Annotated in this window: 26 protein-coding genes; 16 read left to right on the top strand and 10 right to left on the bottom strand. The window is 72.0% G+C overall.

Annotated features, from left to right (window positions below):
* Positions 1-36 precede the first annotated feature (36 nt).
* Both ABZ459_RS45710 and ABZ459_RS45705 read left to right on the top strand, forming a co-directional pair.
* Positions 37-1,242 carry a styrene monooxygenase/indole monooxygenase family protein gene (locus ABZ459_RS45710; protein ID WP_357985301.1) on the top strand — a complete coding sequence of 402 codons (1,206 nt, stop codon included), beginning with the start codon at positions 37-39 and terminating at the stop codon, positions 1,240-1,242.
* Between the two features lie 63 nt (positions 1,243-1,305).
* On the top strand, positions 1,306-2,550 hold the full coding sequence (locus ABZ459_RS45705; RefSeq protein ID WP_357985298.1) for a glycoside hydrolase family 18 protein: 1,245 nt from the start codon (positions 1,306-1,308) through the stop codon (positions 2,548-2,550).
* Between the two features lie 27 nt (positions 2,551-2,577).
* Here the strand turns inward: ABZ459_RS45705 and ABZ459_RS45700 are convergent, their stop codons facing one another.
* Both ABZ459_RS45700 and ABZ459_RS45695 read right to left on the bottom strand, forming a co-directional pair.
* On the bottom strand, positions 2,578-3,210 hold the full coding sequence (locus tag ABZ459_RS45700; protein WP_357985295.1) for an MOSC domain-containing protein: 633 nt from the start codon (positions 3,208-3,210) through the stop codon (positions 2,578-2,580).
* A gap of 111 nt (positions 3,211-3,321) precedes the next feature.
* Positions 3,322-3,639, bottom strand: coding sequence for a hypothetical protein (locus ABZ459_RS45695; RefSeq protein ID WP_357985292.1), 318 nt, complete (start codon positions 3,637-3,639; stop codon positions 3,322-3,324).
* A gap of 146 nt (positions 3,640-3,785) precedes the next feature.
* Here ABZ459_RS45695 and ccmA point away from each other — a divergent pair, with 146 nt between their 5' ends.
* Both ccmA and ABZ459_RS45685 read left to right on the top strand, forming a co-directional pair.
* The gene (ccmA, locus tag ABZ459_RS45690; protein ID WP_357985288.1) at positions 3,786-4,409 is read left to right on the top strand and encodes a heme ABC exporter ATP-binding protein CcmA; all 624 of its coding nucleotides are present in this window, start codon (positions 3,786-3,788) and stop codon (positions 4,407-4,409) included.
* A gap of 55 nt (positions 4,410-4,464) precedes the next feature.
* Positions 4,465-5,964, top strand: a complete 1,500-nt coding sequence (locus ABZ459_RS45685; protein ID WP_357985285.1) for a DUF6297 family protein — start codon at positions 4,465-4,467, stop codon at positions 5,962-5,964.
* 4 nt (positions 5,965-5,968) lie between these two features.
* On the opposite strand, the gene ABZ459_RS45680 is transcribed toward ABZ459_RS45685, so the two are convergent.
* The gene (locus ABZ459_RS45680; protein WP_357985282.1) at positions 5,969-6,451 is read right to left on the bottom strand and encodes a GNAT family N-acetyltransferase; all 483 of its coding nucleotides are present in this window, start codon (positions 6,449-6,451) and stop codon (positions 5,969-5,971) included.
* 76 nt (positions 6,452-6,527) lie between these two features.
* Here ABZ459_RS45680 and ABZ459_RS45675 point away from each other — a divergent pair, with 76 nt between their 5' ends.
* Complete coding sequence (locus ABZ459_RS45675; protein ID WP_357985279.1) at positions 6,528-6,821, top strand: hypothetical protein; 294 nt, start codon at positions 6,528-6,530, stop codon at positions 6,819-6,821.
* Positions 6,818-7,234, top strand: coding sequence for an acyl-CoA thioesterase (locus ABZ459_RS45670; RefSeq protein ID WP_357985276.1), 417 nt, complete (start codon positions 6,818-6,820; stop codon positions 7,232-7,234). Before ABZ459_RS45675 ends, ABZ459_RS45670 begins: the two co-directional genes overlap by 4 nt.
* A gap of 3 nt (positions 7,235-7,237) precedes the next feature.
* On the opposite strand, the gene lepA is transcribed toward ABZ459_RS45670, so the two are convergent.
* A complete protein-coding gene (lepA, locus tag ABZ459_RS45665; protein ID WP_357985274.1) occupies positions 7,238-9,070 on the bottom strand; it encodes a translation elongation factor 4 in 1,833 nt (610 codons plus the stop codon).
* Between the two features lie 55 nt (positions 9,071-9,125).
* Between lepA and ABZ459_RS45660 the strand changes: the two genes are divergently transcribed.
* From ABZ459_RS45660 to ABZ459_RS45635, 6 genes are all read left to right on the top strand, one after another.
* Positions 9,126-10,115 (top strand): hypothetical protein, encoded by a 990-nt coding sequence (locus tag ABZ459_RS45660; protein ID WP_357985271.1) that lies wholly within the window; start codon positions 9,126-9,128, stop codon positions 10,113-10,115.
* Positions 10,116-10,246: 131 nt separating this feature from the next.
* Positions 10,247-10,516: a 30S ribosomal protein S20 gene (gene rpsT, locus ABZ459_RS45655; RefSeq protein WP_106235424.1), complete on the top strand. Its 270-nt coding sequence runs from the start codon at positions 10,247-10,249 to the stop codon at positions 10,514-10,516.
* Between the two features lie 208 nt (positions 10,517-10,724).
* Positions 10,725-13,784 carry an ABC transporter permease gene (locus tag ABZ459_RS45650; RefSeq protein WP_357985268.1) on the top strand — a complete coding sequence of 1,020 codons (3,060 nt, stop codon included), beginning with the start codon at positions 10,725-10,727 and terminating at the stop codon, positions 13,782-13,784.
* On the top strand, positions 13,781-16,372 hold the full coding sequence (locus ABZ459_RS45645; RefSeq protein ID WP_357985265.1) for an FtsX-like permease family protein: 2,592 nt from the start codon (positions 13,781-13,783) through the stop codon (positions 16,370-16,372). Before ABZ459_RS45650 ends, ABZ459_RS45645 begins: the two co-directional genes overlap by 4 nt.
* Positions 16,369-17,298: an ABC transporter ATP-binding protein gene (locus ABZ459_RS45640; protein WP_352352447.1), complete on the top strand. Its 930-nt coding sequence runs from the start codon at positions 16,369-16,371 to the stop codon at positions 17,296-17,298. Before ABZ459_RS45645 ends, ABZ459_RS45640 begins: the two co-directional genes overlap by 4 nt.
* On the top strand, positions 17,288-17,980 hold the full coding sequence (locus ABZ459_RS45635) for an ABC transporter ATP-binding protein (RefSeq protein ID WP_357985262.1): 693 nt from the start codon (positions 17,288-17,290) through the stop codon (positions 17,978-17,980). The genes ABZ459_RS45640 and ABZ459_RS45635 overlap by 11 nt, the downstream gene beginning before the upstream one ends.
* Positions 17,981-18,021: 41 nt before the next feature.
* Here ABZ459_RS45635 and ABZ459_RS45630 read toward each other — a convergent pair whose 3' ends face one another.
* Entirely contained in the window at positions 18,022-19,353 is a 1,332-nt protein-coding gene (locus ABZ459_RS45630) for an MFS transporter (protein ID WP_357985259.1), read from the bottom strand.
* Between the two features lie 68 nt (positions 19,354-19,421).
* Between ABZ459_RS45630 and ABZ459_RS45625 the strand changes: the two genes are divergently transcribed.
* Positions 19,422-19,919, top strand: coding sequence for a MarR family transcriptional regulator (locus tag ABZ459_RS45625; protein WP_357985256.1), 498 nt, complete (start codon positions 19,422-19,424; stop codon positions 19,917-19,919).
* A gap of 59 nt (positions 19,920-19,978) precedes the next feature.
* Positions 19,979-21,118, top strand: coding sequence for an epoxide hydrolase family protein (locus ABZ459_RS45620; RefSeq protein ID WP_357985253.1), 1,140 nt, complete (start codon positions 19,979-19,981; stop codon positions 21,116-21,118).
* Positions 21,119-21,174: 56 nt separating this feature from the next.
* On the opposite strand, the gene holA is transcribed toward ABZ459_RS45620, so the two are convergent.
* Positions 21,175-22,146 carry a DNA polymerase III subunit delta gene (gene holA / locus ABZ459_RS45615; protein WP_357985250.1) on the bottom strand — a complete coding sequence of 324 codons (972 nt, stop codon included), beginning with the start codon at positions 22,144-22,146 and terminating at the stop codon, positions 21,175-21,177.
* A 229-nt stretch (positions 22,147-22,375) separates the two neighbouring features.
* Between holA and ABZ459_RS45610 the strand changes: the two genes are divergently transcribed.
* Together ABZ459_RS45610 and ABZ459_RS45605 are read left to right on the top strand one after the other, a co-directional pair.
* Positions 22,376-23,356: an aldo/keto reductase gene (locus ABZ459_RS45610; RefSeq protein ID WP_357985247.1), complete on the top strand. Its 981-nt coding sequence runs from the start codon at positions 22,376-22,378 to the stop codon at positions 23,354-23,356.
* A 26-nt stretch (positions 23,357-23,382) separates the two neighbouring features.
* Complete coding sequence (locus tag ABZ459_RS45605) at positions 23,383-24,288, top strand: LLM class flavin-dependent oxidoreductase (RefSeq protein WP_357985244.1); 906 nt, start codon at positions 23,383-23,385, stop codon at positions 24,286-24,288.
* Between the two features lie 169 nt (positions 24,289-24,457).
* Here the strand turns inward: ABZ459_RS45605 and ABZ459_RS45600 are convergent, their stop codons facing one another.
* From ABZ459_RS45600 to ABZ459_RS45585, 4 genes are all read right to left on the bottom strand, one after another.
* Positions 24,458-24,736, bottom strand: a complete 279-nt coding sequence (locus ABZ459_RS45600) for a hypothetical protein (protein ID WP_357985241.1) — start codon at positions 24,734-24,736, stop codon at positions 24,458-24,460.
* 45 nt (positions 24,737-24,781) lie between these two features.
* The gene (locus tag ABZ459_RS45595; protein WP_357985238.1) at positions 24,782-24,937 is read right to left on the bottom strand and encodes a hypothetical protein; all 156 of its coding nucleotides are present in this window, start codon (positions 24,935-24,937) and stop codon (positions 24,782-24,784) included.
* Between the two features lie 48 nt (positions 24,938-24,985).
* Positions 24,986-25,711, bottom strand: coding sequence for an MBL fold metallo-hydrolase (locus ABZ459_RS45590; protein ID WP_357985235.1), 726 nt, complete (start codon positions 25,709-25,711; stop codon positions 24,986-24,988).
* 62 nt (positions 25,712-25,773) lie between these two features.
* Entirely contained in the window at positions 25,774-26,328 is a 555-nt protein-coding gene (locus tag ABZ459_RS45585; RefSeq protein ID WP_357985232.1) for an isochorismatase family protein, read from the bottom strand.
* Positions 26,329-26,955 lie beyond the last annotated feature (627 nt).

Here is a 26,955-nt window from a genome sequence, read left to right as displayed (position 1 = left end):
CACGGGTGTGCTCCGAGCCATCGAAGGAGGCGGCACATGACGGGCGTCGGAATCGTGGGCGCGGGGATCTCCGGGCTGACGCTGGCCCTGCGACTCCAGCAGCTCGGCGTCGCGACCACGCTCTACAGCGAGGGCGACGCGGCCGACCTGGGCCGTGGGCGGCTGCCGAACACGGTCGGCAGGATGGGCCGCGCGCAGGACCGCGAGCGGGAGCTGGGCAGCCTGCACTTCCTCGACCCGGGCTGCCTGCTGGTCAGCGGCAGCCTCTCGATCAAGGGCGATCCGCCGCTGGAGTTCACCGGCCGCGTGACGGAGCCGTTCCACGGGGTCGACTTCCGGGTGCTGCTGCCTGCGCTCATGGACGACTACACGAGCAGGGGCGGCCACCTGGTCGTCGATCCCCTCCCGCCGGACGCCGGCCAGGTCGCCCGCTGGTCCCGAGGGCACGAGCTGATGGTGGTGGCCACCGGGCGGCGCTCGGTGCGCGAGCTGTTCCCGCGCGTTCCGGCGTGGTCTCCGTACGAGGCGCCGCAGCGGATCCTGGCCGCCGGGCTGTTCCACGGGTTCGATCCGGGGCCGGCCTTCGGCTTCAACATCTCGCCCGACTGCGGCGAGATCCTGTGCATGGCGATGATGACGCGGTCGGGCGTGCGGGGCGGCGTCCTGGTCGAGGCGATCCCCGGCGGGCCGCTCGACGTGCTGGCCCGGGTGCCCGCCGACGAGTTCTGCAAGACGCTGCTCGCCCTGCTGCCCGAGCACGCGCCGCGCCTGGCCGAGCAGCTCGATCCGGCCGCGTTCGAGCTGCTCGGGCCGGAGGACCTGCTGCAGGGCGCGATCACGCCGGTGGTGCGCGAGGCGGTGGCCGAGTTGCCGGGCGGCGGCGTGGCGCTGGCGCTCGGCGACGCCTGGGTCACCAACGACCCGATCACCGGGCAGGGCGCGAACCTGGGCTCGGCCTGCGCCTGGATCGCGGCCGACGCCGTCGCGGCGGGCGGGCCGTACGACGCGGCGTTCGCGCGGGAGACGGCCCGGCGCATGTGGGTGGCGGCCGAGCCGGTCGTCGCGTGGACGAACGCCTTCCTGCGGCCTCCGGCGGAGCACGTCCTGACGCTGCTCGCCGCCGCCGCGACCAGGCAGGAGGTGGCCGATCTGGTGCTGTCGCTGTTCGGCGACCCGGCGCGCGCGTGGCGGCTGTTCTCCAGCGCCGAGGAGGTGGCGCGCGTCGTTGACGGCACGGGGTGACGGTTCTACGATCGCGTCAACTTATAGGAAAGTTTCTTATAAGTTCACCCCCCAGGAGCGCCCGTGAAGAAGATCCTCCTCGCACTCTCGCTCTTACTCGGGCTCACGGCGGTGTCCGCGCCCGCCGAGGCCCATCCCGGATTCAAGCGGGTCGCCTACTTCATCCAGTGGGGCGTGTACGGGCGCAACTACCACGTCAAGGACGTGGACACCAGCGGCGCCGCCGCCAAGCTCACCCACCTCAACTACGCCTTCGGCTTCGTCAACGCCGAGGGCTCCTGCTACTCGGCCGACCCCTGGGCCGACTGGCAGCGCCCGGTGCCGGCCGAGCAGAGCGTGGACGGCGTCGCCGACCAGCCGGGCCAGACGCTCAACGGCAACCTCAACCAGCTGCGCAAGCTCAAGGCCAAGCACCCCGGCCTCAAGGTGCTGATCTCGCTCGGCGGCTGGACCGGGTCCAAGTACTTCTCCGACGCGGTGCTCACCGCCGAGTCGCGGTCCGCGCTGGCCCGGTCGTGCGTCGACCTGTGGCTGCGCGGCAACCTGCCGGGCCTTGAGCCGGGCGCGGGCGCCGGCGTGTTCGACGGCGTCGACCTGGACTGGGAGTGGCCGGGCTCGGCGGGCAACGACGGGAACGTGATCAGGCCCGAGGACCGGCGGAACTTCACCCTCTTCGTCGAGGAACTGCGCGCCCAGCTCCGGGCCTTCTCGGCGAGCTCCCAGCTCACGGCCTTCCTCCCGGCCGCCGCCGCGAAGATCGACGCCGGGTTCGAGGTGCGCCGCGTGTTCCGGTCGCTCGACTTCGCCACCGTCCAGGGGTACGACCTGCACGGCACGTGGGAATCGCGGACCGGGCACAACGGGAACCTGTTCAACGACCGCCGCGACCCCAACCCCGTCAGGTACAGCGTGGACCAGACCGTCCGCGACTACCTGTCGCGCGGCGCGCCCGGCCGCAAGATCGTCGTGGGCGTGCCCGCGTACGGGCAGGGCTGGACCGGCGTGACCGGCGGCGGCGACGGCCTCTGGCAGCCCGCGACCGGACCGGCCGCCGGCAAGTGGGGGCCGGGCAGCGAGGACTACAAGGACCTGGCGGCCAAGCCCGGCAAGCGCTACCGGGACCTGCGCACCGGCGCGATGTGGCTGTACGACGGCAACGAGTTCTGGTCCTACGACGACCCGGCGTCGCTGCTGCAGAAGGCGGCCTACATCCGGCTCAAGGGGCTGGGCGGCTCGATGATGTGGTCGATCGACCAGGACGACGCCCGCGCCTCCCTCACCTCGGCCCTGTACTCCGTCCTGCGCTAGACGGGCGCCCGGCCGGGTGGACGGTCTCTAGCCGCCCGCCCGGCCGGCCCGCGCGGCCATCTCGTCCCACTCCGGGTCGTGGCCGGGGACCGCGAGCACCCGGGCCAGCGCGTCGGTGTCGCCGTGGCGGGCGCGGAAGGCGTCCGCCACGGTCATGCCGGTCTCCGGGCGCGAGACGATCTCCACCTCGTCGCCCGCGCCCAGCTCGCCCAGCTCCACCACGGCCAGGTAGGCGCCCGGCCGCGCGGCGCGGGTGAAGCGCTTGAGCCAGCCCGGCTCGTCCATCCAGTTGCGGAACACCACGCAGGGGATGCGCGGGCCGGTCACCTCCAGCAGGGCGCTGCCGACGCGCCACCGCTCGCCCACCAGGGCATCGTTGACGTCGAGGCCGGCGGTGGTCAGGTTCTCCCCGAAACGGCCGTCGCGCAGGTCGCGGCCGAGCTCGCCCTGCCACCAGTCGTAGTCTTCGCGGGCGTAGGCGTAGACGGCGTGGGTGGGGGCGCCGTGGTTGGGCGTGTCGGCCCGCTCGTCGCCGGCCAGGCCGTTGCGCAGCACCGCCACCCGGTGGGGCACGGCCCGCTTGTCGATCGCCGTACGGCCGAGCTTGCCGGCCCATTCCGCATCGGACGACAGCCCGACGTTGACGGAGAGGATGCGCATGCCGCGACGGTAGCGGACGGACAGGCACGTGACGCACCGATTTTTCCGCTTTTCTCAGCCCATCGACGCTGAAGAACGAATATGTGCCCATTCGGCCTGTTCGCCGAGCCGTCACCCGCGCCTGTCGCCCGGCTCCGGCGCCACCCGGGCGAGCTGGGAGTCGGCGTCGAACCCGGCCAGTTGTAACAGGGTCTCCAGGGCCGCCTGCCTGGTCTCCTCGACCGAGCCGCCGCGTTCGCCGAAGCACTCGGCCGCGACGTCGAGCAGCGCCGCCACCACCGCCGCGTCGGGATAGGGCACGTCGACCACCACCCTGCCGTCGCCGCCCACCTCGGCGGGTCTCAGGTGAAGCCGCAGCAGCCGCCGGGTCTCCTCCGCCACGGCCACCCCCAGCACAGCGGCACGCTCGAATCGCTCAGAAGCAATCACGTCACCCTCCAGTAGCACTGGTGTTCGGGAACAGCAAAGGTAGCGACCGGCACCGACAGAATCGGCTCTCCCGCCCTCGGCGAGGCCGCGGAAAGGCCCCGCAGGCCGGTCACGCGGACGGCCGGCGGGGTGGCTACGCTCGAACGGTGAGCGGTTTGATCATCGAAGTCACGGACCTGTCCGTCGAGCTCGGGGGCAATCCGGTGCTCCGGGGGCTCGACCTGGCCGTCGAGCCGGGTGAGGTCGTGGCGGTCGTCGGGCCCAACGGCTCGGGCAAGTCCACGTTGCTGCGCTGCCTGGCCGGCCTCCAGCCCGCCACCTCCGGAGGGGTCCGCGTGTTCGGCGCCGAGCCCGCCGACGACGCGCCCTTCTGGCGCGCGGTGGCGCTGCTCGGCGACGAGCCCGCCTGGTACCCGGGGCTCACGGCACGCGAGCACCTGGAGCTCATGGGAGCCGTGTACGCCGAGGCGCGCATGACGGTGGATTCGGCGCTGGCGGAGTTCGCGCTGACCGAACGGGCCGACGCGCCGCCGCTCAACCTGTCCACCGGCCAGCGCCAGCGCCTCTGCCTGGCCGCCACGCTGCTCAGGCCGAGCACGCTGCTGCTGCTCGACGAGCCCGAACGCGGCCTCGACGCGGCCTTCCGCGTCCGGCTCGGCGAACTCCTGGAGGAGTACGCCGACGAGGGCGGCACCGTGGTGATGGCCACCCACGACCAGACCCTCGCGGGCGCCGCCCGCCGGGTCTCCCCCGCGGGGGTGCCCGCATGAGCGGCCACGACGCCGTCGTTCAGGAGACCGGCCTGGCCGGGAAGGCGGCCGGGCGGTGAGCGCGGGCGAGGTGAGCGTGCGGTCGGTGCGGGCGTTCGTCCGGGCGCGCGGGCGGGCCCCCGCCGGGCTGGTCGATCGTTACGTCAGCCTGTTCGGCCTGTGCATGCTGCTCGCCGTCGTCGGGCAGCCGCTGTCGTCGGTGGTGTCCGGCCTGGGCGGGACGGTCGAGCCGGGGCGGATGGGCGCGGGCGTCGCCCTGGTGCTGCTGGGGTTCGCGGGCTGCCTGGCGCTGGCTCGGGTGGCCGGGCCGGTGATGGTGCCCGCGGCCGAGGCGTCCTGGTTGCTGACCTCGCCGCTGGACCGGCGGCGGCTGCTCGGGCGTACCGGGCGGGTGCTCATGTTCGTCGCGCTGGTGGCGGGGCTGCTGCTCGGGCTCGGGCTGCTGGCCGCGCTCGGCGCGCCCGGCGCGCTGGTGTGGCGGCTGCTGGCCGCGCTGGCGCTGGCGACGGCGGCGAGCGTGGCGGGCATGGCGCTGGCGATGCTCGCCCAGTCCTCCCCGGCCTGGAACCTCTGGCTGACCGGCGTGCTGGTCGCGCTCCTGGTGCTGGCCGTGGTCGCCGTCAGCGGCCAGGCCCGTACGGCGCTCGCGGCCGCCGCGAGCGCCCCCCTGCCCGCGCTCACCGCCACGGCGTCGGCCATGGCCGCGCTCGCCGCCGTCCTGGCCCGCCGGGCGTGGGGCTCGCTGGCCGCCATCCCCACCCGCCTGCTGCTGACCGCCTCCACCCGCGCCGGGCACGTCACCAGCGCCGCCGTCACCCTCGATCCCGGCGCGCTGAGCTGGATCGCCGAGGACAACCATTGGCGGGCCAGGAAGCTCGCCTCACGGCCGTGGCCGGGGCTGCCCGCGCCGCTCGCGCTGGCCTGGCAGGACTGGGTGCGGCTCGGCCGCCGGCCCTGGCGGCTGGCGGCCACGGCCGCGAGCGCGGCGTTGCCCGCCGTGTTCGCCCAGGCGGGCGCCGCTCCGGCGGCTCTCGGGCTGGTCGTGCTCGGCGGGGCGCTGGCGGTGGCGGCGTCCGGCACGTCCGGCGCGCGCCGGGACGCCGACAACCCCGCCCTGGCCCGGCTGACCGGCGTGGGCCGGCGTCCGGCGCTGGCGGCGCGGGCGCTGCTGCCCGGCCTGCTGGGCGGCGTGTGGGCGGCCCTGGCCCTGGCCGGTGTCGTGGCGGTGGGCGGCCTGCCGTCCGGTACGTGGTTGTTCGGGCTGCTCACCGGGCCCGCGCTCGCGGCCGGTGCGCTGCGGATGGCCAGGAGGGGGCCGGTCGACCATTCGATGCCGGTCATCGACACCCCCGGCGGCGCGGTTCCGACCGGCCCGGTGTTGTGGGCGGCCACGGGCGCCGACCTGGCGCTGCTCGGCTGCCTGCCCGCCGTGGTCGCGCTGGCCAGCGGGCCTGCCGCGCCGGGCGCGTTCCTGGCGGCCCAGGCGGTGGCGGGCCTGGTGGCGCTGGCGGGCGTCCTGGTGATGCCCCGTCCGGGGCGGCGTTCCCGTCTCTGAGGGGTCACGCGACGTAGAGGTCGCTCGGCACGCCGCCGTACGGGATCGTGCGCTCCCTGCGCAGGCCCGCCTTCTCCGCCACCCGGCGGGATGGCTCGTTGTCGTCCCCGATCACGGCCACCACGGTGCCCAGGTCGCGCCCGACGCGCAGGGCCGCCCTGGCGAGCTCGACCGCGTACCCGTGGCCCCAGGCCGTGGGGCGGAAACGGTAGTACAGGTGGAGCACGTCCTCGCCGTCCAGGGCCGCGTGCCGCAGGCCGCCGATGCCCAGCACCTGCGACCCCTCGGTCAGCCGGGCGGCCCAGTAGCCGATCCCCCGTTCGGCCCAGTCGGCCAGCCACAGGTCGAGCATGGCCCGGCTGGCCTCCAGGTCGACAGTGGGCCCGGCGGAGCTGTAGACGTTCGTCCGCGGGTCGGAGTGGATCTCGTGCACGGCTTCGAGGTCCTCCGGGCGGATCCGGGAGAGGACCATTCGTTCCGTACGCACCACTTCCACCCTTTCAGGGTAGCCGCTTCCATCGCTAAGCTATCGGTAGCAATCGAACAGCGATTGAGGAGCGCCGATGGACATCGCCCGCGTGCAGGCCTCGCTGCGCCTGATGGCGCGCGGCCTGGAGGAGCTGGCCGCCGCGCTCGGCGAGGAGGAGCTGGGCGAGGCCGAGCGCACGGCCCGGGTCATCGCCGAGTGGGGCCGCCGCGGCCTCACCCAGAAGGAGGCGTCGGCGCTGTTCCAGCGGCACGGCTTCGCCCCCCAGACCACCGGCGGCTGGGCCCGCGGCGACTGGGTGGAGCTCGGCGACGACGGCCTGCGCTACCTCACCGCCAAATCGCACTCCTGGCTGGAGGAACGATCATGACCTTCTCGGTACGCATCGCCGTACGCGGCTACGAGCTCGACACCCAGGGCCACCTCAACAACGTGGTCTACCACCAGTACGGCGACCACGCCCGCTGGGAGTGCCTGCGCGCGGCCGGCATCTCGATCGACGACCTGCGGGAGGCCGGCGTCGGCCCGGTGACGCTGGAGAACACCATCCGCTTCCACCGCGAGCTGCGCGCCGGCGACGAGGTGGAGGTGACCTGCGCGTTCGAGTGGGGCGAGGGCAAGACGTTCAGGATCAGGCAGGAGTTCAGGGGCGCGGACGGCGAGCTGGCCGCCGAGCTGACCGGCGTCGGCGGGCTGATGGACCTGCGGGCCCGCCGCCTGCTCCCCGACCCGGGCCGGCACTGGCGGGCGCTCGCGCGAACGCCCGCCGTGCTGGGTCTGTAGCGGCTACTTCTTGGTCTTGTCGGCGGCGCTGGAGTCGGTGGACAGCGCGGCGACGAAGGCCTCCTGGGGCACCTCGACGCGGCCGACCATCTTCATCCGCTTCTTGCCTTCCTTCTGCTTCTCCAGCAGCTTGCGCTTACGGGAGATGTCACCGCCGTAGCACTTGGCCAGGACGTCCTTGCGGATGGCCCGGATGTTCTCGCGGGCGATGACCCGGGCGCCGATGGCGGCCTGGATCGGCACCTCGAACTGCTGCCGCGGGATCAGCTCGCGCAGCTTCTTGGCCATGTCGACGCCGTAGGAGTAGGCCTTGTCCTTGTGGACGATGGCGCTGAAGGCGTCGACGGCCTCGCCCTGCAGCAGGATGTCGACCTTGACCAGCTCGGCCTCCTGCTCGCCGGCGGGCTCGTAGTCGAGCGAGGCGTAGCCGCGGGTGCGCGACTTGAGCTGGTCGAAGAAGTCGAAGATGATCTCGCCGAGCGGCAGCGTGTAGCGGATCTCGACGCGGTCCTCGGACAGGTAGTCCATGCCGAGGAGCTGGCCGCGCCGCCCCTGGCAGATCTCCATGATCGCGCCGATGAACTCGGCCGGCGCCAGGATCGTGGACTTGGTGACCGGCTCGAAGACCTGCGCGATCTTGCCGCCCGTCGGGAACTCGGACGGGTTGGTGACCGTGAGCTCCTTGCCGTCCTCCATGACCACGCGGTAGACCACGTTGGGCGCGGTGGAGATCAGCGACAGGCCGAACTCGCGCTCCAGGCGCTCACGCACGATCTCCATGTGCAGCAGGCCGAGGAAGCCGACGCGGAAGCCGAAGCCGAGCGCCGCCGAGGTCTCCGGCTCGTAGATCAGCGCGGCGTCGTTGAGCTGCAGCTTGTCGAGCGCCTCGCGCAGCTCGGGGTACTCGTCGCCGTCGATCGGGTAGAGCCCGGAGAACACCATCGGCTTGGGGTGCTCGTAGCCGGCCAGCATCTCCTTGGCGGGCTTGACCGAGGAGGTGACGGTGTCACCCACGCGCGACTGGCGCACGTCCTTCACGCCGGTGATCAGGTAGCCCACCTCGCCGACGCCGAGGCCGCGCTCGGCGGGCTTGGGCTCGGGCGAGATGACGCCGATCTCCAGCGTCTCGTGGGTGGCGTTGGTGGACATCATGAGGATGCGCTCGCGCTTGCTCAGATGGCCGTCGATGACCCTGACGTACGTCACGACGCCGCGGTAGGTGTCGTAGACGGAGTCGAAGATGAGCGCCCGCGCGGCGGCGTCGGCCTGGCCCACGGGCGCCGGGACGGTCGCCACCACGTGGTCGAGCAGCTCGCGCACGCCCACGCCGGTCTTGCCCGACACCTTGAGCACGTCGGAGGGGTCGCAGCCGATCAGGCCGGCCAGCTCCTCGGCGAACTTCTCCGGCTGGGCCGCGGGCAGGTCGATCTTGTTGAGCACCGGGATGATGTGCAGGTCGGCGTTCATGGCCAGGTAGAGGTTGGCCAGGGTCTGCGCCTCGATGCCCTGCGCGGCGTCGACCAGCAGGATCGCGCCCTCGCACGCCTGCAGCGACCGGGACACCTCGTAGGTGAAGTCGACGTGCCCGGGGGTGTCGATCATGTTGAGGACGTGGCCGTCCCAGGGCAGCCGCACGGCCTGCGACTTGATCGTGATGCCGCGCTCGCGCTCGATGTCCATCCGGTCGAGGTACTGGGCGCGCATGGAGCGTTCGTCGACCACGCCGGTGATCTGCAGCATCCGGTCGGCAAGGGTCGACTTGCCGTGGTCGATGTGCGCGATGATGCAGAAGTTGCGGATCAACGCGGGGTCGGTCTGGCCAGGCTGAGTGCGCACCGAAGTCCGTTTCGACAGGGTTGAGGTCAAGCGTCTTTCATGGTGACATGCCCAGATGATGATCCGGACCGTCGTCCGCCGCGGCCTGCGCCTGGTCGCGCTGGCCGTGGCCGTCGTGGTGGCGCTGGCCGGCCTGCTCGCCGTCGCGCTCCGTCTCCAGTTTACCGGTGCCCCGGCGGCCTGGGCGAAGAGCACCGGCAACGACGCCCTCTGGCTCGGCCACGCCTGGGTCGACGGTCGCCGTACGGAGCGGGATGTGGAGCAATTGGCCGTACGTCTTCGCACCACCGGCATCAAGGACGTGTACGTCCATTCCGGCCCGTTCGAGTGGGACGGCCGCCTTGACCCCGCCAAGCACCCCAAGGCCGCAGATTTCGTGACATGGATGCATCGGCACCTGCCCGGCGTCCGCGTCTCCGCCTGGCTGGGCCAGTCCGTCAAGAACGGCCTCGACCTCGACGACGCCCGGTCCCGCGCGAACGTCCTGGCCGGCGTGGCCGCCGTCATGAAGGCGGGCTACGACGGCATCCACTACAACTTCGAGCCGATCGGCGACGGCGACGACGAGTTCCTCGACCTGCTGGACCGGACGAGGACGTACACGAGGCTGCTGTCCACCTCGACCCCGCAGATCGAGCCCTATCCCCTCATGCGCCCGGCGGGCAGGCTCGTCCTGGGCCACGACAAGTACTGGTCGCAGGGCTACTTCCAGGAGGTCGTGAACCGGGTGGACCAGGTCGCGATCATGACGTACGACTCGGGCGCCCCCGCGCAGTCCCTCTACGGCGGCTACGTGGCCAGACAGGCCGCGCTCGCCCTCGACCTCGTCCCGGACGGCAAGTCCCTGTTCGTCGGCGCCCCCGCCTACCACGACCACGGCCTGCCCTGGCTGGACGCCGCCGAGAGCGTGGCGATGGCCGCCGAGGGCGCCCGGCTGGCGCTGTCCGACCACGGCCGCCGCGAACGCTTCGGCCTGGCCCTGTACGTCGATTTCGCCGCCACCGAAGAGGACTGGAAGGAGTACATGACCCGCTGGCTGGCCTAAACTGAGAACACCCGGGGCGTTGATTTGAGCAGCCACCTGGGTTATTGGTACCCTGTTCACTTGCGTGTGGCGCGCCCTCTCATCGAGCCCGCGCGCCCCATCCATCCTTAGACTTTCACCGAGGCTTCTTCGTGGCGAACATCAAGTCCCAGATCAAGCGCAACAAGCAGAACGAGAAGGCGCGTCTGCGCAACAAGGCGGTCAAGTCCTCTCTGAAGACGGCCGTCCGCAAGTTCCGCGAGGCCGCCGAGCAGGGCGACGTCGAGCAGGCCGCGGCGCTGCAGCGCGTCGCCGCCCGCCAGCTCGACAAGGCCGTCAGCAAGGGCGTCATCCACAAGAACCAGGCCGCCAACCGCAAGTCGGCGATCGCCAAGCAGGCCGCCGCTCTGGCCGCCAAGTAAGCTCTGGCCACCCGGCGGCAGCCGGGTGAGCGCTGGCGCCGCACTCCTTCATGGGGTGCGGCGTTCTTGGTTTTGTGCGCTTCTTGTCACAGTTTCGATATCACATCGGCATCGCCGCCGGGTATCGGCTGAGCATCCCTTAACAAGATCACCTTGCCTCTCGTCCGCCCTCTCCGTGAGGGTTCACTAAACGGACGAAGGGGGACACATGCGGGGGCCGTTGGTCGTCAAACGGGCGTTCAGCGAGCCGTTGCTCCTCCTGGCCGCGTTCGGCTCGATCCTGCTGGCCACCACCACGCTGGTGGCGCTCACCATGTACGCCTCCTCGATCGCCGACGCCGGTGTGCGCAGGACGATGGAGACCGCGTCCCTGCGCCAGACGTCCGCGACGATCAGCGCGCCGGTCACCGACAAGACGTTCCCCGTCTACGACCGCGCGGTACGCGCCGAGCTGGCCAGGGCCTACACCAAGGCGCCGGCGCTCACCACGAGCTTCCGCTCCGACTCCTACGCCATGCCCGGCCAGGAGAAGCAGGAGCGGCCCGAGCTGCTCAGGTTCGGCAGCTACGACGGCCTCGACCAGCACGCCAAGCTCGTCTCCGGCGCCTGGCCCAAGCCCGCCGACGGCCGGGTGGAGGCGGCGGTCTCGCTGTCGGCGGCCTCGGCGGCCGGGTTCAAGGTCGGCCAGGAGCTGACCACCGTGGGACGGTTGTCGCCGGAGCCCGTCCAGGTGCGCATCACCGGCGTGTTCCAGCTGGACGACCCCTTCGGCGAGCGCTGGACCGGCGAGCAGCTGCTCAGCAGAGGCGTCGAACGCGGCGACTTCACCACGTACGGGCCGCTGATGGTCTCGCGCGAGACGTTCATCGCCCGCTTCGCCACCAACGTGAACGCCACCTGGACCGCCGAGCCCGACCTGCGCTCGCTGACGCCGGCCCAGCTGCGCCCGCTGGCCGTGGCGGTCGGCGAGGTGGGCACGCACCTGAAGGCCGGCGACTGCCCGAGATGCGTGACCACCAGCCGCCTGCCCGAGATGCTCACCCAGCTCGACACCGCCTCGCTGGTGGCCCGTTCGACCATGCTGATCCCGGTTCTGCAGCTGCTGCTGCTGGCGGCGTACGCGCTGATGCTCACCGCGCGGCTGCTGGCCGACCACCGGCGCATGGAGGTGGCGCTGCTGCGCTCGCGCGGCGCGGGCACGATGCGGCTGGCCGCGCTGGCCGGGGGCGAGGCGATGCTGGTCGCGGTCCCGTGCGCGGTCGTCGCGCCGCTGCTCGGGCCGCCGCTGCTCGGGCTGGTGAGCCGGATTCCCTGGATCAGGGCGTCCGGCGTGCGGCTCGACCCCTCGGTCGGCCTGGGCACGTTCCTGGTGTCGGTGGCCGTGGCCCTGGCCTCGGCGGTGCTGCTGGTGCTGCCCGCGCTGGCGGGCGCGCGGCGCACGTACGTGGAGGAGCAGTCGGCGCGCGGGCGCGGCGGCGGGCGCGGGCTGATCGAGCGCGCGGGCGCCGACGTCGCGCTGCTGGTCGTGGCCGGCCTCGCGATCTGGCAGCTCCAGCACTATGGCGCGCCGGTCACCACGACCGCGGGCGGCGGGCTCGGCATCGACCCGCTGATCATCTCCGGTCCCGCGCTGGCCCTGCTCACCGGCGGCATGCTCGGCCTGCGGCTGGTCCCGCGCATCTCCGCGGTGGCCGAGCGGATCACCTCCAGGCGCCCGTCCCTCGCCCCGGCGCTCGGCGCGTGGCAGGTCAGCAGGCGCCCGCTCAAGTACGCCGGCCCCGCGCTGCTGCTCACCATGGCCATCGCCATCGGCATCGTGTCCATGGCCACCGCCGCCACCTGGCGCGCCTCCCAGCTCGACCAGGCCCGCCACCAGGCCGGGGCCGACCTGCGCCTGTCCGGCCCGCCGGACGCCCCGGAGCTCGGCCCGCTGGGCCGCGGCACGGCGTTCACCGCCCTGCCCGGCGTGACCGCCGCCTCGCCCGTCTTCCGCGGCCAGACCGAGGTCAGCAGCGAGAACGCCATCCTCGTCGGGATCGACGCGGCCAAGCTCGGCACACTGTTCCAGCTCCGCCCCGACCTGGCCGACCGGCCCATCGCCGAGATCTCCCGGGCGCTGACCGGCCCGCAGGCCGGCAAGCTGGACCTGCCGGGACAGCCGGCCGCGCTCACCCTGCGCGCCACGGCCGACGACGACCTGCCGGTGCGGCTGGTCCTGTCCGACGCGCTCGGGGTGTGGCGCGACGTGTCGCTGGGCGTGCTGAAGGCGGGCGAGAACACCGTCGACGTGGACCTCGCGGCGCTGGCGGGGCGGAGCGGGAGGATCACGTACCCGCTGTCGCTGCGCGGGCTGGTGGCGAGCGCGCCGCGCTCCGGCAGCGGCAGCCTGACGGTGACCGGGATCAGCGCCGACGGGCGGCCGGTGACCGCGCCCGCCGTGTCGGTGAAGGCGACCGGACGGCAGCCCGCGACGGCCGCCTTCGGGGCGCCGCCCGTCCGGGGACCGCTGCCCGTGGTGCTCACCGCCGGCCTGGCGGAGTCGCTCAAGCTGGGCGTCGGCCAGGTGGGACGGGCCAGCATCGACCGCAGGGTGATGGACGTCAAGGTCGTGGCCGTCGTGGAGACGATGCCGACGACGACCGCCGGGCAACACGCCGTACTGGCCGACTGGGGGACGATGCAGGCGCAGGATCTGGCGGCGGGACAACTGCCCAGGCCCGCCACCGAGTGGTGGCTCGCCACCCCGGACGGCCGGGCGGCGGCCGCGCTCACCAGCCGTCCCGCATGGGACGTCACCGCGATCGACCAGCGCGCCCTGGCCGCCAAGATGCAGGACGACCCGCTGGCCAGCGGCCTCCAGGGCGCGCTGATGCTGGGCTTCCTCGCGGCGCTGGTGTTCGCGGCGCTCGGCTTCCTGGTCAACGCGGCGGTCGCGGCCCGCGAGCGGATGAACGAGTTCGCGATCCTGCGGGCGCTCGGCGTGAACTCCCGGCAGATGTTCGGGATGCTGGCGATCGAGCAGACGTTCGTGATCGCGCTGTCACTGGCGGCCGGGACCGGGCTCGCCGTGGTCGTGGGCATGCTCGTGGTGCCGCACATCGTGCTGACCGGGCAGGCGTCGGCGGTCACCCCCGGCGTGGTGCTCGACATCCCGTGGGGCGCCACGGGCGCCATGCTCGCCGGGGTGGCCGCCGTGCTGCTCGCCATCGTCGCCGGACTGGCGCGCAACCTGCGCAGGCAGGGTCTCGGCATTCGGGAGGAACAGTGAGGATCCCGCTGCTGGCCCGCACGCACCTGGGCGCGGTGGCCGTGCTCTTCGTGCTGACGCTGAGCGCCTGCCTGCTCGTCGCGGGGCTGCCCAGGGCGATGCAGTCGTCGTTCGACCAGGCGCTGCGCGAGGCGCTCAGGACCGCGCCCGCCGAGCAGGCCGACCTGACCGTGACGGTCGCGTCGATGTCGAAGGAAGAGGACCTGCACGAGCGCGACCAGTTCGAGTCCAGGGACCGGCGCTGGCGCCAGCTCGTGCCCCCGGCGCTGCGGTCGCTGGTGGTGCCCGCCGGCACGGGCGACAGCCACATGAGCGCCAAGACCGTGGTCACCCCGATCAACGGCTCGGGCGGCACCATGTTCATGAACCTCGGCTGGCTGTCCGACGCCGACCGGCGGGTGGACTGGGTGCAGGGGCAGGCGCCGGGCAAGCCCTCGACCATGCGCTTCGAGGGCGAGACGATCCCGCTCATCGAGGTGGGCCTGGTCGAGTCCGCGCTGACCGCGATGGACCTGAAGATCGGCCAGGTCAAGGTGCTCGGCGAGAGCCACTACGTGGCGGTGAAGCTGGTCGGCGCGTTCAGGGCCAAGAAGGCCGACGACCGTTACTGGAGCCACAACAGCGACATCCTGACCGTCACCAGGATGTTGCCGCCGGGCAAGATGGAGTTCGAGAAGCACATCACGACGATCATGTCCGACGACGGGCTGACCGCGCTCAGCGGCGACGGGCGCAACCTGTCCTACAACTGGGTGCTCCCCATCGCCCCGGACAAGGCCGACGCGCTGGCCACGACCGACCTCCAGGCGGCCGTCAGCGAGTTCGAGCGGGTGATCGGGTTGCAGGCGTCGGGCTCGTACAGCCCGTACCGGGTGCTGACCGCGCTGTCCAAGCTGCTGACGGACTTCCTGGCCGCCCAGTCCACCGCGCAGACCGTGATGTACCTGATGCTCGGCGGGCTGCTGCTGGTCGCGGTCGGCGTGATCGTGCTGGCCGTGCAGCTGCTCTCCGGCCGGCTCGACCACACGCTGGCGCTGACGCGGGCGCGTGGCGGGTCGCTGGGGCAGGTGGCGGGCACCGGCGCGGCGCTGACCGCGCTCGCCGTCGTGCCCGCCGGGCTCGCCGGGTACGGGCTGTCCTGGTTCGTCCCCGGGCCCGTGCTGCCGATCGTGCACGTCGGGCCGCTGCTGGTGATGCTGGCCGCCGTCGGGTACACCGCCGCGGGGCTGGCGGTCACGCACCGCGTGCCGCTGCACGAGCAGCGTGCGGACGTCAGCACCGCCCGTCCGTCCGCCCGCCGGCTCACGCTGGAGGTGCTGGTGGTGGTGCTCGCGCTGGCCGGGGCGTACCTGCTGCGCACCCGCGGGCTGGCGGCCTCGGCCGGGTTCGACCCGTTCCTGCTGGTGGTGCCGATCGCGCTGACGCTCGCCGCGGCGGTGATCATCCTGCGCTGCTACCCGTACCCGCTGCGGCTGCTCGTCCGGCTGGCCGCGCGACGGCCCGGGGCCGTGCCGTTCCTGGGGTTGACCAGGGCGGCGAGGGCGCGCTCCGCGTCCGTGCTGCCGGTGCTGATCCTGCTGCCCGCGCTCGGCGTGTCGGTGTTCGCCGCGGTGATCTCCGACGGGCTGGTGAGCACGCAGCGGCTGGCGTCCTGGCAGCAGGTGGGCGCGCCGGTCAAGATCACGTCCAGGGTCGAGATCCCGGCCGACGCGATCGAGCGGGTGCGCAAAGTCGCCGGCGTCGAGCAGGTCGTACTCGCGCAGACCGGCCGGGTCCAGGTCGGGTACGGCGCCGAGCGCGCCGAGGCCATCGCCGTGAACCTGCCCGAGTGGCGGGGGCTGCTGGCGGGAGCGCCGATCGGCGTGCCCACCGGGAGCGGCGCCTTCGTCTCGCCCGACCTGAAGGGGCGGGGGACGTACGAGATCGGCTGGCAGTCGCGGCTCAAGGTCCCCGAGGGCGGTGTGATCACCTCCGTGCCCGGCTTCTACAACCAGGGCAAGTTCATGATCCTTCCGATGGACTCGCTCGTGCGGCCCGCCGTGAACACCCTGCTCATCCGCGGCAACCCCGCGCTCGACGAGCTGCGCCCGCTGGTCCCGCTCAGCACCGTGGAGTCCCAGGCGCTGTCCCTGGCCGCCATCCAGGACGACCCGCTGACCAGCACCGTGCGGACCACGCTGGTCGTGGTCACGGTGGCGCTGGCCGCGTACGCGCTGGTCGCCGTCATCCTCTCGCTGGTGATCGGCGCGGCCGACCGGGCCAGGGCGCTGTCGTTCCTGCGCACGCTGGGGCTGTCGGACCGGCAGGCGCAGCGGCTCACCGTCCTGGAGATCATGCCGATGATCCTGCTGACCGCCCTGGCCGGCCTGCTGCTCGGCCTCGGGCTGCCCACGGCGCTCGGGCCGGGCGTCGACCTGTCCTCCTACGCCGGCGACCTGCCCGTCGGCGACTACTCCCTAGACCTGTTCACGCCGACCGCGCTGGCGGCCGGGCTGGCCGTCGTGGCCGTGCTCGGCGCGTACACGCACACCGCCATCAGCCGCCGTCGCAGCCTCGGCGCCGTCCTTCGAGTGGGGGACCTCACATGAACCCGACCCTGTCAGAGCTGGAAGCCAAGGCCACGCGGGAGAAGACCGCGTTCGGCGCCGACGCGCACATCGTCTGCGACAACCTGGTGCGCATCTACAAGACCGAGGGCGTCGAGGTCGTCGCCCTGCAGGGCCTCGACCTGGTGATCGACAAGGGCGAGCTGGTGGCCATCGTCGGCGCGTCCGGGTCGGGCAAGTCCACGCTGCTCAACGTGCTGTCGGGGCTCGACGTGCCGACCGCCGGGGTGGCCAGGGTCGCGGGCACCGACCTGCTGGCGATGACGGCCAAGGACCGGCTGCGCTACCGGCGTTCCGTGGTGGGCTTCATCTGGCAGCAGACCGCGCGCAACCTGCTGCCGTACCTGACCGCCAGGGAGAACGTCGAGCTGCCCATGAAGCTGGCCGGCGGCGGCCGGGCGCGCCGCGCCCGCGCCGGCGAGCTGCTGGAGCTCCTCGGCGTCGGCTACTGCGCCGACCGCCGCACGCCCGAGATGTCGGGCGGCGAGCAGCAGCGGGTCGCCATCGCCGTCGCCCTGGCCAACGAGCCGCAGCTCATCCTGGCCGACGAGCCCACCGGCGAGCTCGACAGCGAGACGTCCGAGCAGGTCTTCGACTCCCTGCGCAAGGCGAACCGGGAGCTCGGCGTGACCGTGGTCATCGTGACCCACGACCCGCTGGTGTCGGAGCAGGTGGACCGCACCGTGGGCATCCGCGACGGACGTACCAGCAGCGAGACGCTGCGGCGCGAGGGCGCCGAGGGGCAGATCGTCGCCGAGGAGTACGCCGTGCTGGACCGCGTGGGCCGCCTGCAGCTCCCCCGCGACTTCATGAACGCCCTGGACATGGAACGCCGGGTGCGCCTCGAACTCGAATCCGACCACATCGGCGTCTGGCCCGCCCGAGAGGAGCCCTCCCATGAGCAATGAGCCCCTGGTCGTGGTGGAGGGGGTCCGCAAGGTGTACCGGAGCGGGCCCAAGGAGGTCGTCGCGCTGCGCGAGGTGTCCTTCGAGGTGTTCCCCGGCGAGCTGGTGGCGGTCCGCGGACGCTCGGGGTCGGGCAAGACCACGCTGCTCAACCAGATCGGCGGCCTGGACCGCCCCGACGCCGGGCGGGTCGTCGTGGACGGGCGCGAGGTCACGTCCATGTCCGAGGACGCCCTGCTGGAGCTGCGCCGGGACGTGGTCGGCTTCGTCTTCCAGTCGTTCGGCCTGATCCCGGTGCTGTCGGCGGCCGAGAACGTGGGGGTCCCGATGCGGCTGGCCCGCGTGCCGTCCGCCGAGCGGGAGGAGCGGGTCCGGCTGCTGCTGGCGCTGGTGGGGCTGGGGCAGCACATGAACCAGCGGCCGTACGAGCTGTCGGGCGGGCAGCGGCAGCGGGTGGCGATCGCCCGGTCTCTGGCCAACCGGCCCAGGCTGCTGGTGGCCGACGAGCCGACGGGACAGCTCGACTCGCAGACCGGGCGGCAGATCATGGAGCTGTTGCGGGCGCTGGTGCGCAGCGAGGGGGTGACGGCGCTGGTCGCCACACACGACCCCAGCCTGATCACGCTGGCGGACCGGGTGCTGGAGATCAGCGACGGCATCGTCCGCGAACCCGCCCTCACCTGACCCTCCCCTCCCCCATCCGCGCCGGTGGTCCGCCCGGTCGCTCAGTCGCGGCGCCGGGCCGCCACCTGATCCCGGTCAGCGGCGGGCGGCGGGGGCGCGGGCCTGGGCGAGCGCGCCACGGCGGCGAAGTTGGCGACGGCGACCACCACCCCTCCGGTGACCATCAGCACCCCCATCCCGGTCACGGCCGCCAGCGGCGCGGCGACCGCCAGCCCCACCGGCCGCGCCGCGAACGAGATGAGCTGGTCGAACGACCGCACCCGCCCCAACGCCCCCTCCGGGATCTCCTCGGCCACCACCGTCTCCCACAACGGGCTGAGCACCCCGAGCCCCACCATGGCCACGAAGTACGCCACCGCGACCACCACGGCCGACAGCCCGAACCCCACCGCCACCGGCAACGCCACCATCGGCAGCAGATAGAGCGCGGCCCCCACCTGAACGACCACCAGCGGCCTGCGCACCGGCAAGCGCGGCGCGACCAGCACCCCCGCCAGCAGCCCGACCGTGCCGCTCTGCACGATGATCATCCAACCGGCCTCGCCCCCCAACCGCTGCACGGCCGCCACCGGGCCCAGGGTGAGGAACAACCCGGCCATGAAGTGCCACACGCCGTGCGCCAGCACACAGGCCAGGAACCACGGCCGTCCCTTGACCTCCCCGAACCCCTCGGCCAGCTCCCGCCCGAACCCGACCCCCCACCGCCGCCGCCCGGCCTCCCCGCCGGAGACCGCCTTCCGCTCCCCCACGACCTCCGCCCCGCCCACGGACCCGCCATCCGCACCGCCGACCCCACCGACGACCCCGCCGACGACCCCGCCGAGAGTCAGCGCCGAGCACGCGAACAACATCGCCGTGACCCCCGCGGCCCACCCGGGCCCGGCGGCCAGCGTGAGCGTCCCCGCGAGCGCCGGCCCCAGGACCGCCGACAGGCTGGTCACCACCCCGATCCGGGCGTTCACCCGCAACCTGTCCGGCCCCGGCACGACCGCCACCACCAGCCGCGGCACGGCAGGACTCCCGAACGCGATCGCCGCCCCCGAGACCGCCGACAACACGGCGAGGTCGGGAACCCGATTCACCCCGGCCAGCAGCTCGACCGCCATGAGCCCCTGCGCCAGGCATCGCGTGAGGTCGGCGAGCAGCACGACCCGTCCGGGCCTGACGCGGTCGGCCAGCACGCCACCGACCGGCAGCAGCAACAACAACGGCACCATCTCGCAGGCCAGCACCAGCCCCAGCGCCTCCCCCGACCCCGTGGCGCGCAGCACGGCCAGGGTCAGCGTGGTCGGGATCATGGCCGTGGCCAGCGCGGACATGCAGCGTCCGGCCAGCAGCCGGTTCCTGGGCCCGGCGAACAACGAAAACGACATGCCCAAGAAGGTATTTCGTCAGCGAATGTTTCGTCAACAAATTACTTGTTGGCGTATGATCCTGTGTCGTGGAGGACTCCGTCGATCGTCATCTGGCCCGCTGGCGCGGCAAGGCGCCCTTCGACGAGCGGGTGGAGGGCATCGTGACCCGCATGCAGGCGCTGGTGAAACACCTCGGCCACGCCAAGGCGGCCGCGCTGGCCCAGACCGGCGTCCAGGACTTCGAGTTCCAGACGCTCCACCGGCTCGCCGCTCACAACGGCACCGCCACCCCCACCGAGCTGGCCGCCGAGCTGCTGCTCTCCCCCGCCGGCATGACCGGCCGCCTCGACACGCTGGAGAAGGCAGGTCTGGTACGCCGCGTCCGCAGCACCGAAGACCGCCGTCGCGTGGACGTCGAGCTCACGCCCAAGGGTCACGACCTCTGGACGGACGCCATGGCCGTCCTGGCCGTGCTGGAGACGGCCATGGTGAACACCCTCTCCCCCGACGACCAGGACACCCTGGACAACCTGCTCAAACAGCTGATGCTCTACGTGGAGACGAACCCCAATCAATTGCATTGAGACCGGCGAGCGTCCGGTGATACCCATGCTGGGATGACACTTCCGACCTCGGAGACCACATGGCCGTGACGCCGTTCCGCATAGAGGTTCCCGACGACGTCCTCGACGACCTGCGCACCCGTCTCCGCAACGCCAGGTTCGCCCGCTCGCTGGACCACCGCCCCTGGGAGGGCGGAACCGACCCGGCCTACCTGCGGGAACTCGTGACGTACTGGGCCGACGGGTTCGACTTCCGCGCCCAGGAAGCCCGCCTGAACGAGCTGGACCACTACAAGGCCCCCGTCCAGGGGCGAGACCTCCACTTCATCCGGGTCCCCGGCACCGGCCGCGCCCCGCTGCCCGTCCTGCTCTGCCACGGCTGGCCGAGCAGCTTCCTGGAGATGCTTCCCCTGGCGGCACGCCTGGCCGACCCCGCCCGGTACGGCGGCGACCCCGACGACTCCTTCGACGTCGTGATCCCGTCGATGCCCGGCTTCCTCTACTCCGACCTGCCGGACGAGCCCCTCACCCGAGCCGCGATGGCCCGCATGCTGCATCTGCTCATGACCGAGGTCCTGGGCCACGAACGCTACGGGGCCTTCGGCGGCGACATCGGCGGCGCGGCCGTCGGCTGGCTCGGCGCCCTCTATCCGGAGCAGGTGACCGGGATCCATCTCATCCACCCGCCCGCCCCCGCGTCCCTGGACGTCCCGCCGCTGACGCCGGACGAACAGGCCTTCCTGGACGCCGAGGCGGCCTACGACCAGCGCGACGGCGGCTACAGCGAGATCATGCTCACCCGTCCCGACACGATCGCCGCCGCCCTGCTCGACTCACCGGCCGGCCTGGCCGCGTGGATCGTGGACAAGCTGCGCGACTGGAGCGACTGCCACGGTGACCTGGAATCCCGGTTCGACCGCGACACCCTGCTCACCATGCTGACCCTCTACTGGGCCACCGGCTCGATCGGCACCTCGTTCAAGTCGTACTACGACTGGCCGCGCAACCCGCCGCGACCGCCCATCACCGTGCCGTCCGCCGTCACCCTCAGCCACGAACCCTCCGTGGCGAACCTTCCCCGCAGCTTCGCCGAACGCGCCCTGACCGACCTGCGCCACTGGAACACCCCTGCCCGAGGCGGCCACTTCATGCCCCTGGAAGAACCGGCCCAGCTGGCGACCGACATCACCACGTTCTTCCGCCCCCTACGCCACCCCTGAGAAGCATCACCGGGGCGCCACAGGACCTGGCCTCCCAGGTGCCGCGCGGGTGTTCGCTACCGGCCCGTACGGCTGGCGACGATCACCTGCACGGCATGCTCCAGGGCGTACGCCGCGTCCGCCCCGCCGCCCTTGACCTGCTCGTCCGCGGTGGCCACCGCCTGGATCGCCCGGGACAGCCCCTCCGGCCCCCAGCCGTTCAGCTGACGCTTGACCCGGTCGACCTTCCAGGGCGGCATCCCCACATGGGCGGCCAGCTGCCCCCCGCGCAGGTTGCGAGGCGCACTCCCCACCTTGGCCAGCGACCTCAGCCCACCGGCCAGCGCACTCACCAGCAGCACAGGGGCCACACCGGTGCCCAGAGCCCAGCGCAGCTGCTCCAGGGCCTCGGCCAGGCGCCCCTCGATCGCCGAGTCGGCCACGTTGAAGCCGGTGACCTCGGCCCGCCCCTTGTGATAGCGCGCCACCGCCGCCGCGCCGATCGTCTTGTCCTCGGTGTCGAACGCGAGCTGGCTGCACGCCGCCGCCAGCTCGCGCAGATCGTTGCCCACCGCGTCGAGCAACGCCTGGGCCGCATCCCCCGCGATGTTCCGCCCGGCCCGCTTGATCTCCGCCTTGATGAACTCCAGCCGCTCGCCGGCCTTGGTGACCTTGTTGATCGTCACCACCTTGGCCCCGGCCTTCTTCACCCCGTCGACCAGCGCCTTCCCCTTCACCCCACCCGGGTGCGCCAGCACGAGAACCGTGTCGTCCGACGGCTGCTTCGCGTAGGACACCACCTCGGTGATGACGTCCTTCGGCAGGTCCTGCGCCGAGCGGATGACGACCACCGAACGATCGCCGAAGAGCGAGGGCGAGGTCAGCTGGGTCAGCTCGCCGGTGGCCACCTTTCCGCCGACGAGATCATGCACCTCGGCCCCCGGATCGCCGGCCCGCGCCGCCGCGACGACAACACCCACCGCCCGCTCGGCAAGCAGCTCCTCGTCGCCGAGGACCAGGGTGACAAGTGCTGGATCGGTTCCCGCCATGTCAGGCAGCATGCCATGCGGCACCGACAACCTGGTACTCGACGCCACACCCGCCGAAGGGGCGACCGAGGCCGGTTGCAGTTCGTGTTACGAACGATTATAGTTCGGAAGGCGAACTGAATTCTGTTGGAGTCATGATGACGAGTCGTACAGCCGTGGGCCTGGCGTCCACCAGGCGTCAGCCTCCGAGGCCGCGATGCGCAAAAGGTCCGGCCACAGGTGGTCCGAGATGAATCACGTCCAGCTCGGCCGAAGCGGCCTGTCGGTGTCCCGGCTGGCCCTGGGCACGATGAACTTCGGGACGGAGACGTCCGAACCAGACAGCCACGCGATCATGGATCGCGCACACGAGCACGGCGTCAACTTCTTCGACACCGCCGACGTCTATGCCGACGGCCGCACCGAGCAGATCATCGGCCGCTGGTTCGCCCAAGGGGACGGCAGGCGCGACAGGACCGTCCTGGCCACCAAGCTCTATCTCCCGACCGGGCGGTGGCCCAACGAGAGCCGCCTGTCCGCGCTGCACATCAGACGCGCGTGCGACGCCTCGCTCAGGCGGCTGGGCACCGACCACATCGACCTGTACCAGATGCACCACATCGACAGGAACACGCCGTGGGAGGAGATCTGGGAGGCCTTCGGCGTCCTGCGGCAACAGGGCAAGGTGCTCTACTTCGGCTCGTCCAACTTCGCCGGCTGGCACCTGGCGCAGGCCCAGGAGGCGGCACGGGCGCGACACGCGCTGGGGCTGGTCGCCGAGCAGTCCATCTACAACCTGATGAACCGCTGGGCGGAGCTGGAGGTGCTGCCCGCGGCGCGGCACTACGGGCTGGGCCTGATCCCGTGGTCGCCGCTGAACGGCGGCGTCCTCGGCGGTGTCCTGCGCAAGCGGGAGCAGGGCGGCGCCTCCCGCGGAGCCACGGGCCGGTCGGCCGCCGTCCTCGCCCGGCACCAGGAGACGATCGAGGCGTACGAGCGGCTCTGCGCCGACCTCGGCGAGGAGCCGGCGAACGTCGGGCTGGCCTGGCTGCTCGCCCAGGACGGCGTGACCGCGCCGATCATCGGGCCCCGTACGGCCGGGCAGCTCGACGGCTCGCTCCGCGCTGCCGCGATCACCCTCGACGGAAGCACCCTGGCCAGACTGGACGAGTTGTTCCCACCACCCGGCCCCAACGGCCCCAAACCCGCACCAGAAGCGTACGCCTGGTGACCCCTCCTTACATGAAAGGCAATACTGTGTCCGCATCTGACGTGGTGTTCGGTTTTGGCGCGCATTCCGGTTTCGAGGACCTGCCCGAGCTGCTGCGCATGGTCCAGCAGGCCGACCGGGACGGGCTTGATCTCTTCTCGCTGTCCGACCATCCCTACCTCGGCGAGCGGCTTGACGCCTACGCCACGATCGGTTTCCTTCTGGGCGGTACGCGGCACATCGCCGGTCTGGCCAATGTCACCAACCTGCCGACCAGGCCCGCCCCCATGCTGGCCAGGACGGTGACGTCGTTGTCGGCGCTGTCGAACGGCCGCGTCGTGCTCGGCATGGGCGCGGGCGGCCTGTGGGACCGCATCACCGACATGGGCGTGCCCCGGCAGACCCCCGGCGACGCCGTGGACGCCTTCGAGGATGCGATCGTCCTGATCCGGAAGCTGTCGGGCGGCGGTGCGCCGGTCACCCACGAGGGACACCACTACCGGGTGCGCCAGATCGAGCCCGCCCCCGTGGCCGCGCCCCCGGTGTGGACCGGGTCGAACGGGCCCAAATCCCTGGCCGCCACGGGCAGGGTGGCCGACGGCTGGATCCCCGGCCACGCCGCCGACTGGCGCAGCGAGCGGTATCGCACCTCGCGGCCCGTCATCGACGAGGCGGCGGCCGCGGTGGGCCGCGACCCGCGCGACATCCGTACGATCTACAACTTCCCTGGCCGCATCACCGACCGTCCGCTGACCGCCACCCGCGACCACGACGGGCGCTGGATCGGCGGCTCGGTCGGGCAGTGGGTCGAGGAGCTGACCGAAGCGGTGCTGGAGCACGACGCCTCTGGCTTCATCCTCTTCTCCTCCGGCCACGGCGCCACCGACCTCACCACGCTGGCCCGCTGGGCCCAGGAGATCGTGCCGTCCGTCCGCGAGGCGATCGCGAAGTAGCACGACGGGTTGCGCTCTGACGTCGGAAAGGGGTCACACACCCTCATGACCCCGAGACTCTGCGCAACCCGGTCGGACACGGCTGCAGCCACATCGCCCGCACCTGCGGAGAGGCCGTCTTCGTCGCCGGACAGTACGCCTCCGACCGCGATGACCACGTCATCTCCGATCAGGTCAGGCAGACGTCCGCGAACCAGGGCAGTGAGCCGGCCGCGGCCACGTCGTGCAGCTCCGCACCTACATCGTCAACCACGATCAGGACAAACTGGAGATCCTTCTCAGACATCTGGGGAACCTGCCACCCACTCAGACGCTCTTCGGCGTGGCCCCGCTCGCCCTGCCCAACATGCTGTTCGAAGTAGACGCCATCGCGATCACCGACAAGGCCGCCTGAACGCGATCCACCAGCGTTCACCGCCCGCCCGCCGAGCCACACGGCATCGATCACCCTCTCGACCGATACCGCCGCCGGAGGACAAGCTGGAAACCCTTCTCAAACATCCGGGGAAACCTGCCACCCACTCAGATACTCCTCGCCCTGCCCAACACGCTGTTCGAAGTAGACGCCGTCGCGATCACCGACGAGACTGTCTGAACGCGACCCGCCCGCGTTCACCGCCCGCTCGCCGAGCCACACGGCATCGGTCACCGTCTCGGCCGGTACCGCCGCCGGTCTCGAGGGACGTGGGCGCCGGGCTCATCCGCGGGTGCCGGCCGACGCCGCCCGGACCTCCTCCCCCACTCGGGCCGGTGACGTGCGCCAGGGGGCGCCGTGGCCGGGGAGCACCCAGGACGCCGGCAGCCGGGCGATCCGGTCGAGAGAGCCGAGAGCTTCGTCGGGATTGTCGGTGAAGGGCGCCGGCTGGGGGCCTTCGCGTCCGGTGAGGACGTGCCGGGTGGTCAGGGCGTCCCCGACGAAGACGGCGTCCGCGAGCGGGACGTGCACCGCCACGCTTCCCGGCGAGTGTCCCGGCATGCCCACGATCACCGGGCTTCCGGGCAGGTCCAGGACGGCGCCGTCGCCGATCTCGGTGAGCTCGCCGACATAGCGGGTGCGCAGGCCGTTCTTGCGGACGGAGTACCCGAGGAAGCCGAACGCCGGAGCGAGACGCACAGGCCCGACCGGGACCTTGGGCTTCTCTCCGGTACGGGCCCGGACGGCGTCGGCGGCATGCACGAACACCGGCACTCCGTGCTCGCTTCGCAGACGTTCGGCGAAGCCGATGTGGTCGGAGTCGCCATGGGTCAGGACGAGTCCGCGGATGTCTTCGACGGACTTGCCGAGGGAGCGGAGTTCACGCTGCAGATCCCGCCAGTGGCCGGGCAGTCCGGCGTCGATGAGCGTGATGCCTTCGGCGGTGTCGACGAGGTAGCAGGCCACGAGGTCGTTGCCGAGGCGGTGCAGATGGGGCGCGAGTTTCATGGAACTTCTTCCGGAGTTCTGGACGGGAGACGGGTCTGAGGGCGGGGCCGCGGCGATGATCGCTAGCCCCGCAGGCCGTGCAGCGCGGTGATGACGTCGCGGCCGACGGGGGTGGTGAAGTCGCGCACCATGCTGGTGACGAAGCTCGCCACCGACGTCACCGTGCCACCCGCCGCTTCGATCTGGCGGAAGGCCGCGTTCTCGGTGCGCTCCGACATGCCACCGCTCGCGTCAACCAGCACGATCACGTCATAGCCGTCGGCCAGGGCGTCGAGCGCGGTGTGCAGGACGACGATCTCCGAGGTCACGCCGCATACGGCCAGCGTTTTGCGGTCCTCGGCGGCGATCACTTCGCGCCATGCCCGGTCGTCCCAGCAGCATGGTCCCCCGCGCACGAAGGGGGACGAGTCGGGAAGTTCGGCGATGACGCCGGGCCCACCGGGTCTGGGGGCGACCGACACGGTGAAGGGGATTTCCAGCGCCTGCGCGACCGTGCCGAGCACCCCGGCCGACCGCCTGATGGCCTCGGGACTGTTCGTACCGCTCAGGGCCACGATGCTGTCCTGCAGGTCGGCGAAGACGATCTGCACGGTGCGGTGGTCAATCACTGTTCTCACCTAAAATCGTTCATAAGTTGAATGATATAAGGACAGTAGCATGCCGCACATGAACGATGCCAAGCGAATCTGACCCCCGACTTCCGGCCCGGCAGGCTGACCCGCGACGCCCTGACCGAACACCTCGACCCCACCCGGACGCCATCGAACGACTCCACGCCCCGACCGGCCGTCGCCGTCGACCTCGGCCTTCAGGGGCCTCAGCCTTCAGGGGCATGGCCTTCCGGAAAGTGGCCGCCGCAGGAAGCACACTTCCCTGCGGCGGCCGACGGTCACCCGCGATCCCGAGCTCCACAAGCAGCACAACACTGCCGAGAGGTGGCGAAACGGGTGCGGGCTGGGCCGCTGGACGGGGCCGCGGGGCGGGTCGCCGGGCAGGGTCGCCGGGCGGGGCCGCTGGACGGGGCCGCTGGACGGGGCCGCGGGGCGGGGCCGCGGGGCGGGTCGCCGGGCAGGGTCGCTGGACGGGTCGCTGGACGGTGGCCCTTACGCCCGGTGGCGAGCCGACCTCCCCGGCAGGAACGCCGCATCAACCAGCCGAAGGCGCTCCGGGACTGGCCTTTCGGTTCGACAGGACGCCCGACAGCCGACCGAGCGGCCCGCACCTGCGCGGCGCCCTTACCGCCC

This window comes from Nonomuraea sp. NPDC005692, from assembly GCF_040631115.1.
Classification (GTDB): domain Bacteria; phylum Actinomycetota; class Actinomycetes; order Streptosporangiales; family Streptosporangiaceae; genus Nonomuraea.
Note: the sequence above shows the minus strand (reverse complement) of the source record. Positions and strands in the feature narration are given on the sequence as shown.

Bases quoted from the DNA above. Each gene is read 5' to 3' on its own strand.
- ABZ459_RS45710 (WP_357985301.1), top strand. From the start codon at position 37: ATGACGGGCGTCGGAATCGTGGGCGCGGGGATCTCCGGGCTGACGCTG.
- ABZ459_RS45700 (WP_357985295.1), bottom strand. From the start codon at position 3,210: ATGCGCATCCTCTCCGTCAACGTCGGGCTGTCGTCCGATGCGGAATGG.
- ABZ459_RS45675 (WP_357985279.1), top strand. From the start codon at position 6,528: ATGGACATCGCCCGCGTGCAGGCCTCGCTGCGCCTGATGGCGCGCGGC.
- ABZ459_RS45670 (WP_357985276.1), top strand. From the start codon at position 6,818: ATGACCTTCTCGGTACGCATCGCCGTACGCGGCTACGAGCTCGACACC.
- ABZ459_RS45660 (WP_357985271.1), top strand. From the start codon at position 9,126: ATGATGATCCGGACCGTCGTCCGCCGCGGCCTGCGCCTGGTCGCGCTG.
- ABZ459_RS45650 (WP_357985268.1), top strand. From the start codon at position 10,725: ATGCGGGGGCCGTTGGTCGTCAAACGGGCGTTCAGCGAGCCGTTGCTC.
- ABZ459_RS45640 (WP_352352447.1), top strand. From the start codon at position 16,369: ATGAACCCGACCCTGTCAGAGCTGGAAGCCAAGGCCACGCGGGAGAAG.
- ABZ459_RS45635 (WP_357985262.1), top strand. From the start codon at position 17,288: ATGAGCAATGAGCCCCTGGTCGTGGTGGAGGGGGTCCGCAAGGTGTAC.
- ABZ459_RS45630 (WP_357985259.1), bottom strand. From the start codon at position 19,353: ATGTCGTTTTCGTTGTTCGCCGGGCCCAGGAACCGGCTGCTGGCCGGA.
- ABZ459_RS45620 (WP_357985253.1), top strand. From the start codon at position 19,979: ATGGCCGTGACGCCGTTCCGCATAGAGGTTCCCGACGACGTCCTCGAC.
- holA (WP_357985250.1), bottom strand. From the start codon at position 22,146: ATGGCGGGAACCGATCCAGCACTTGTCACCCTGGTCCTCGGCGACGAG.
- ABZ459_RS45610 (WP_357985247.1), top strand. From the start codon at position 22,376: ATGAATCACGTCCAGCTCGGCCGAAGCGGCCTGTCGGTGTCCCGGCTG.
- ABZ459_RS45590 (WP_357985235.1), bottom strand. From the start codon at position 25,711: ATGAAACTCGCGCCCCATCTGCACCGCCTCGGCAACGACCTCGTGGCC.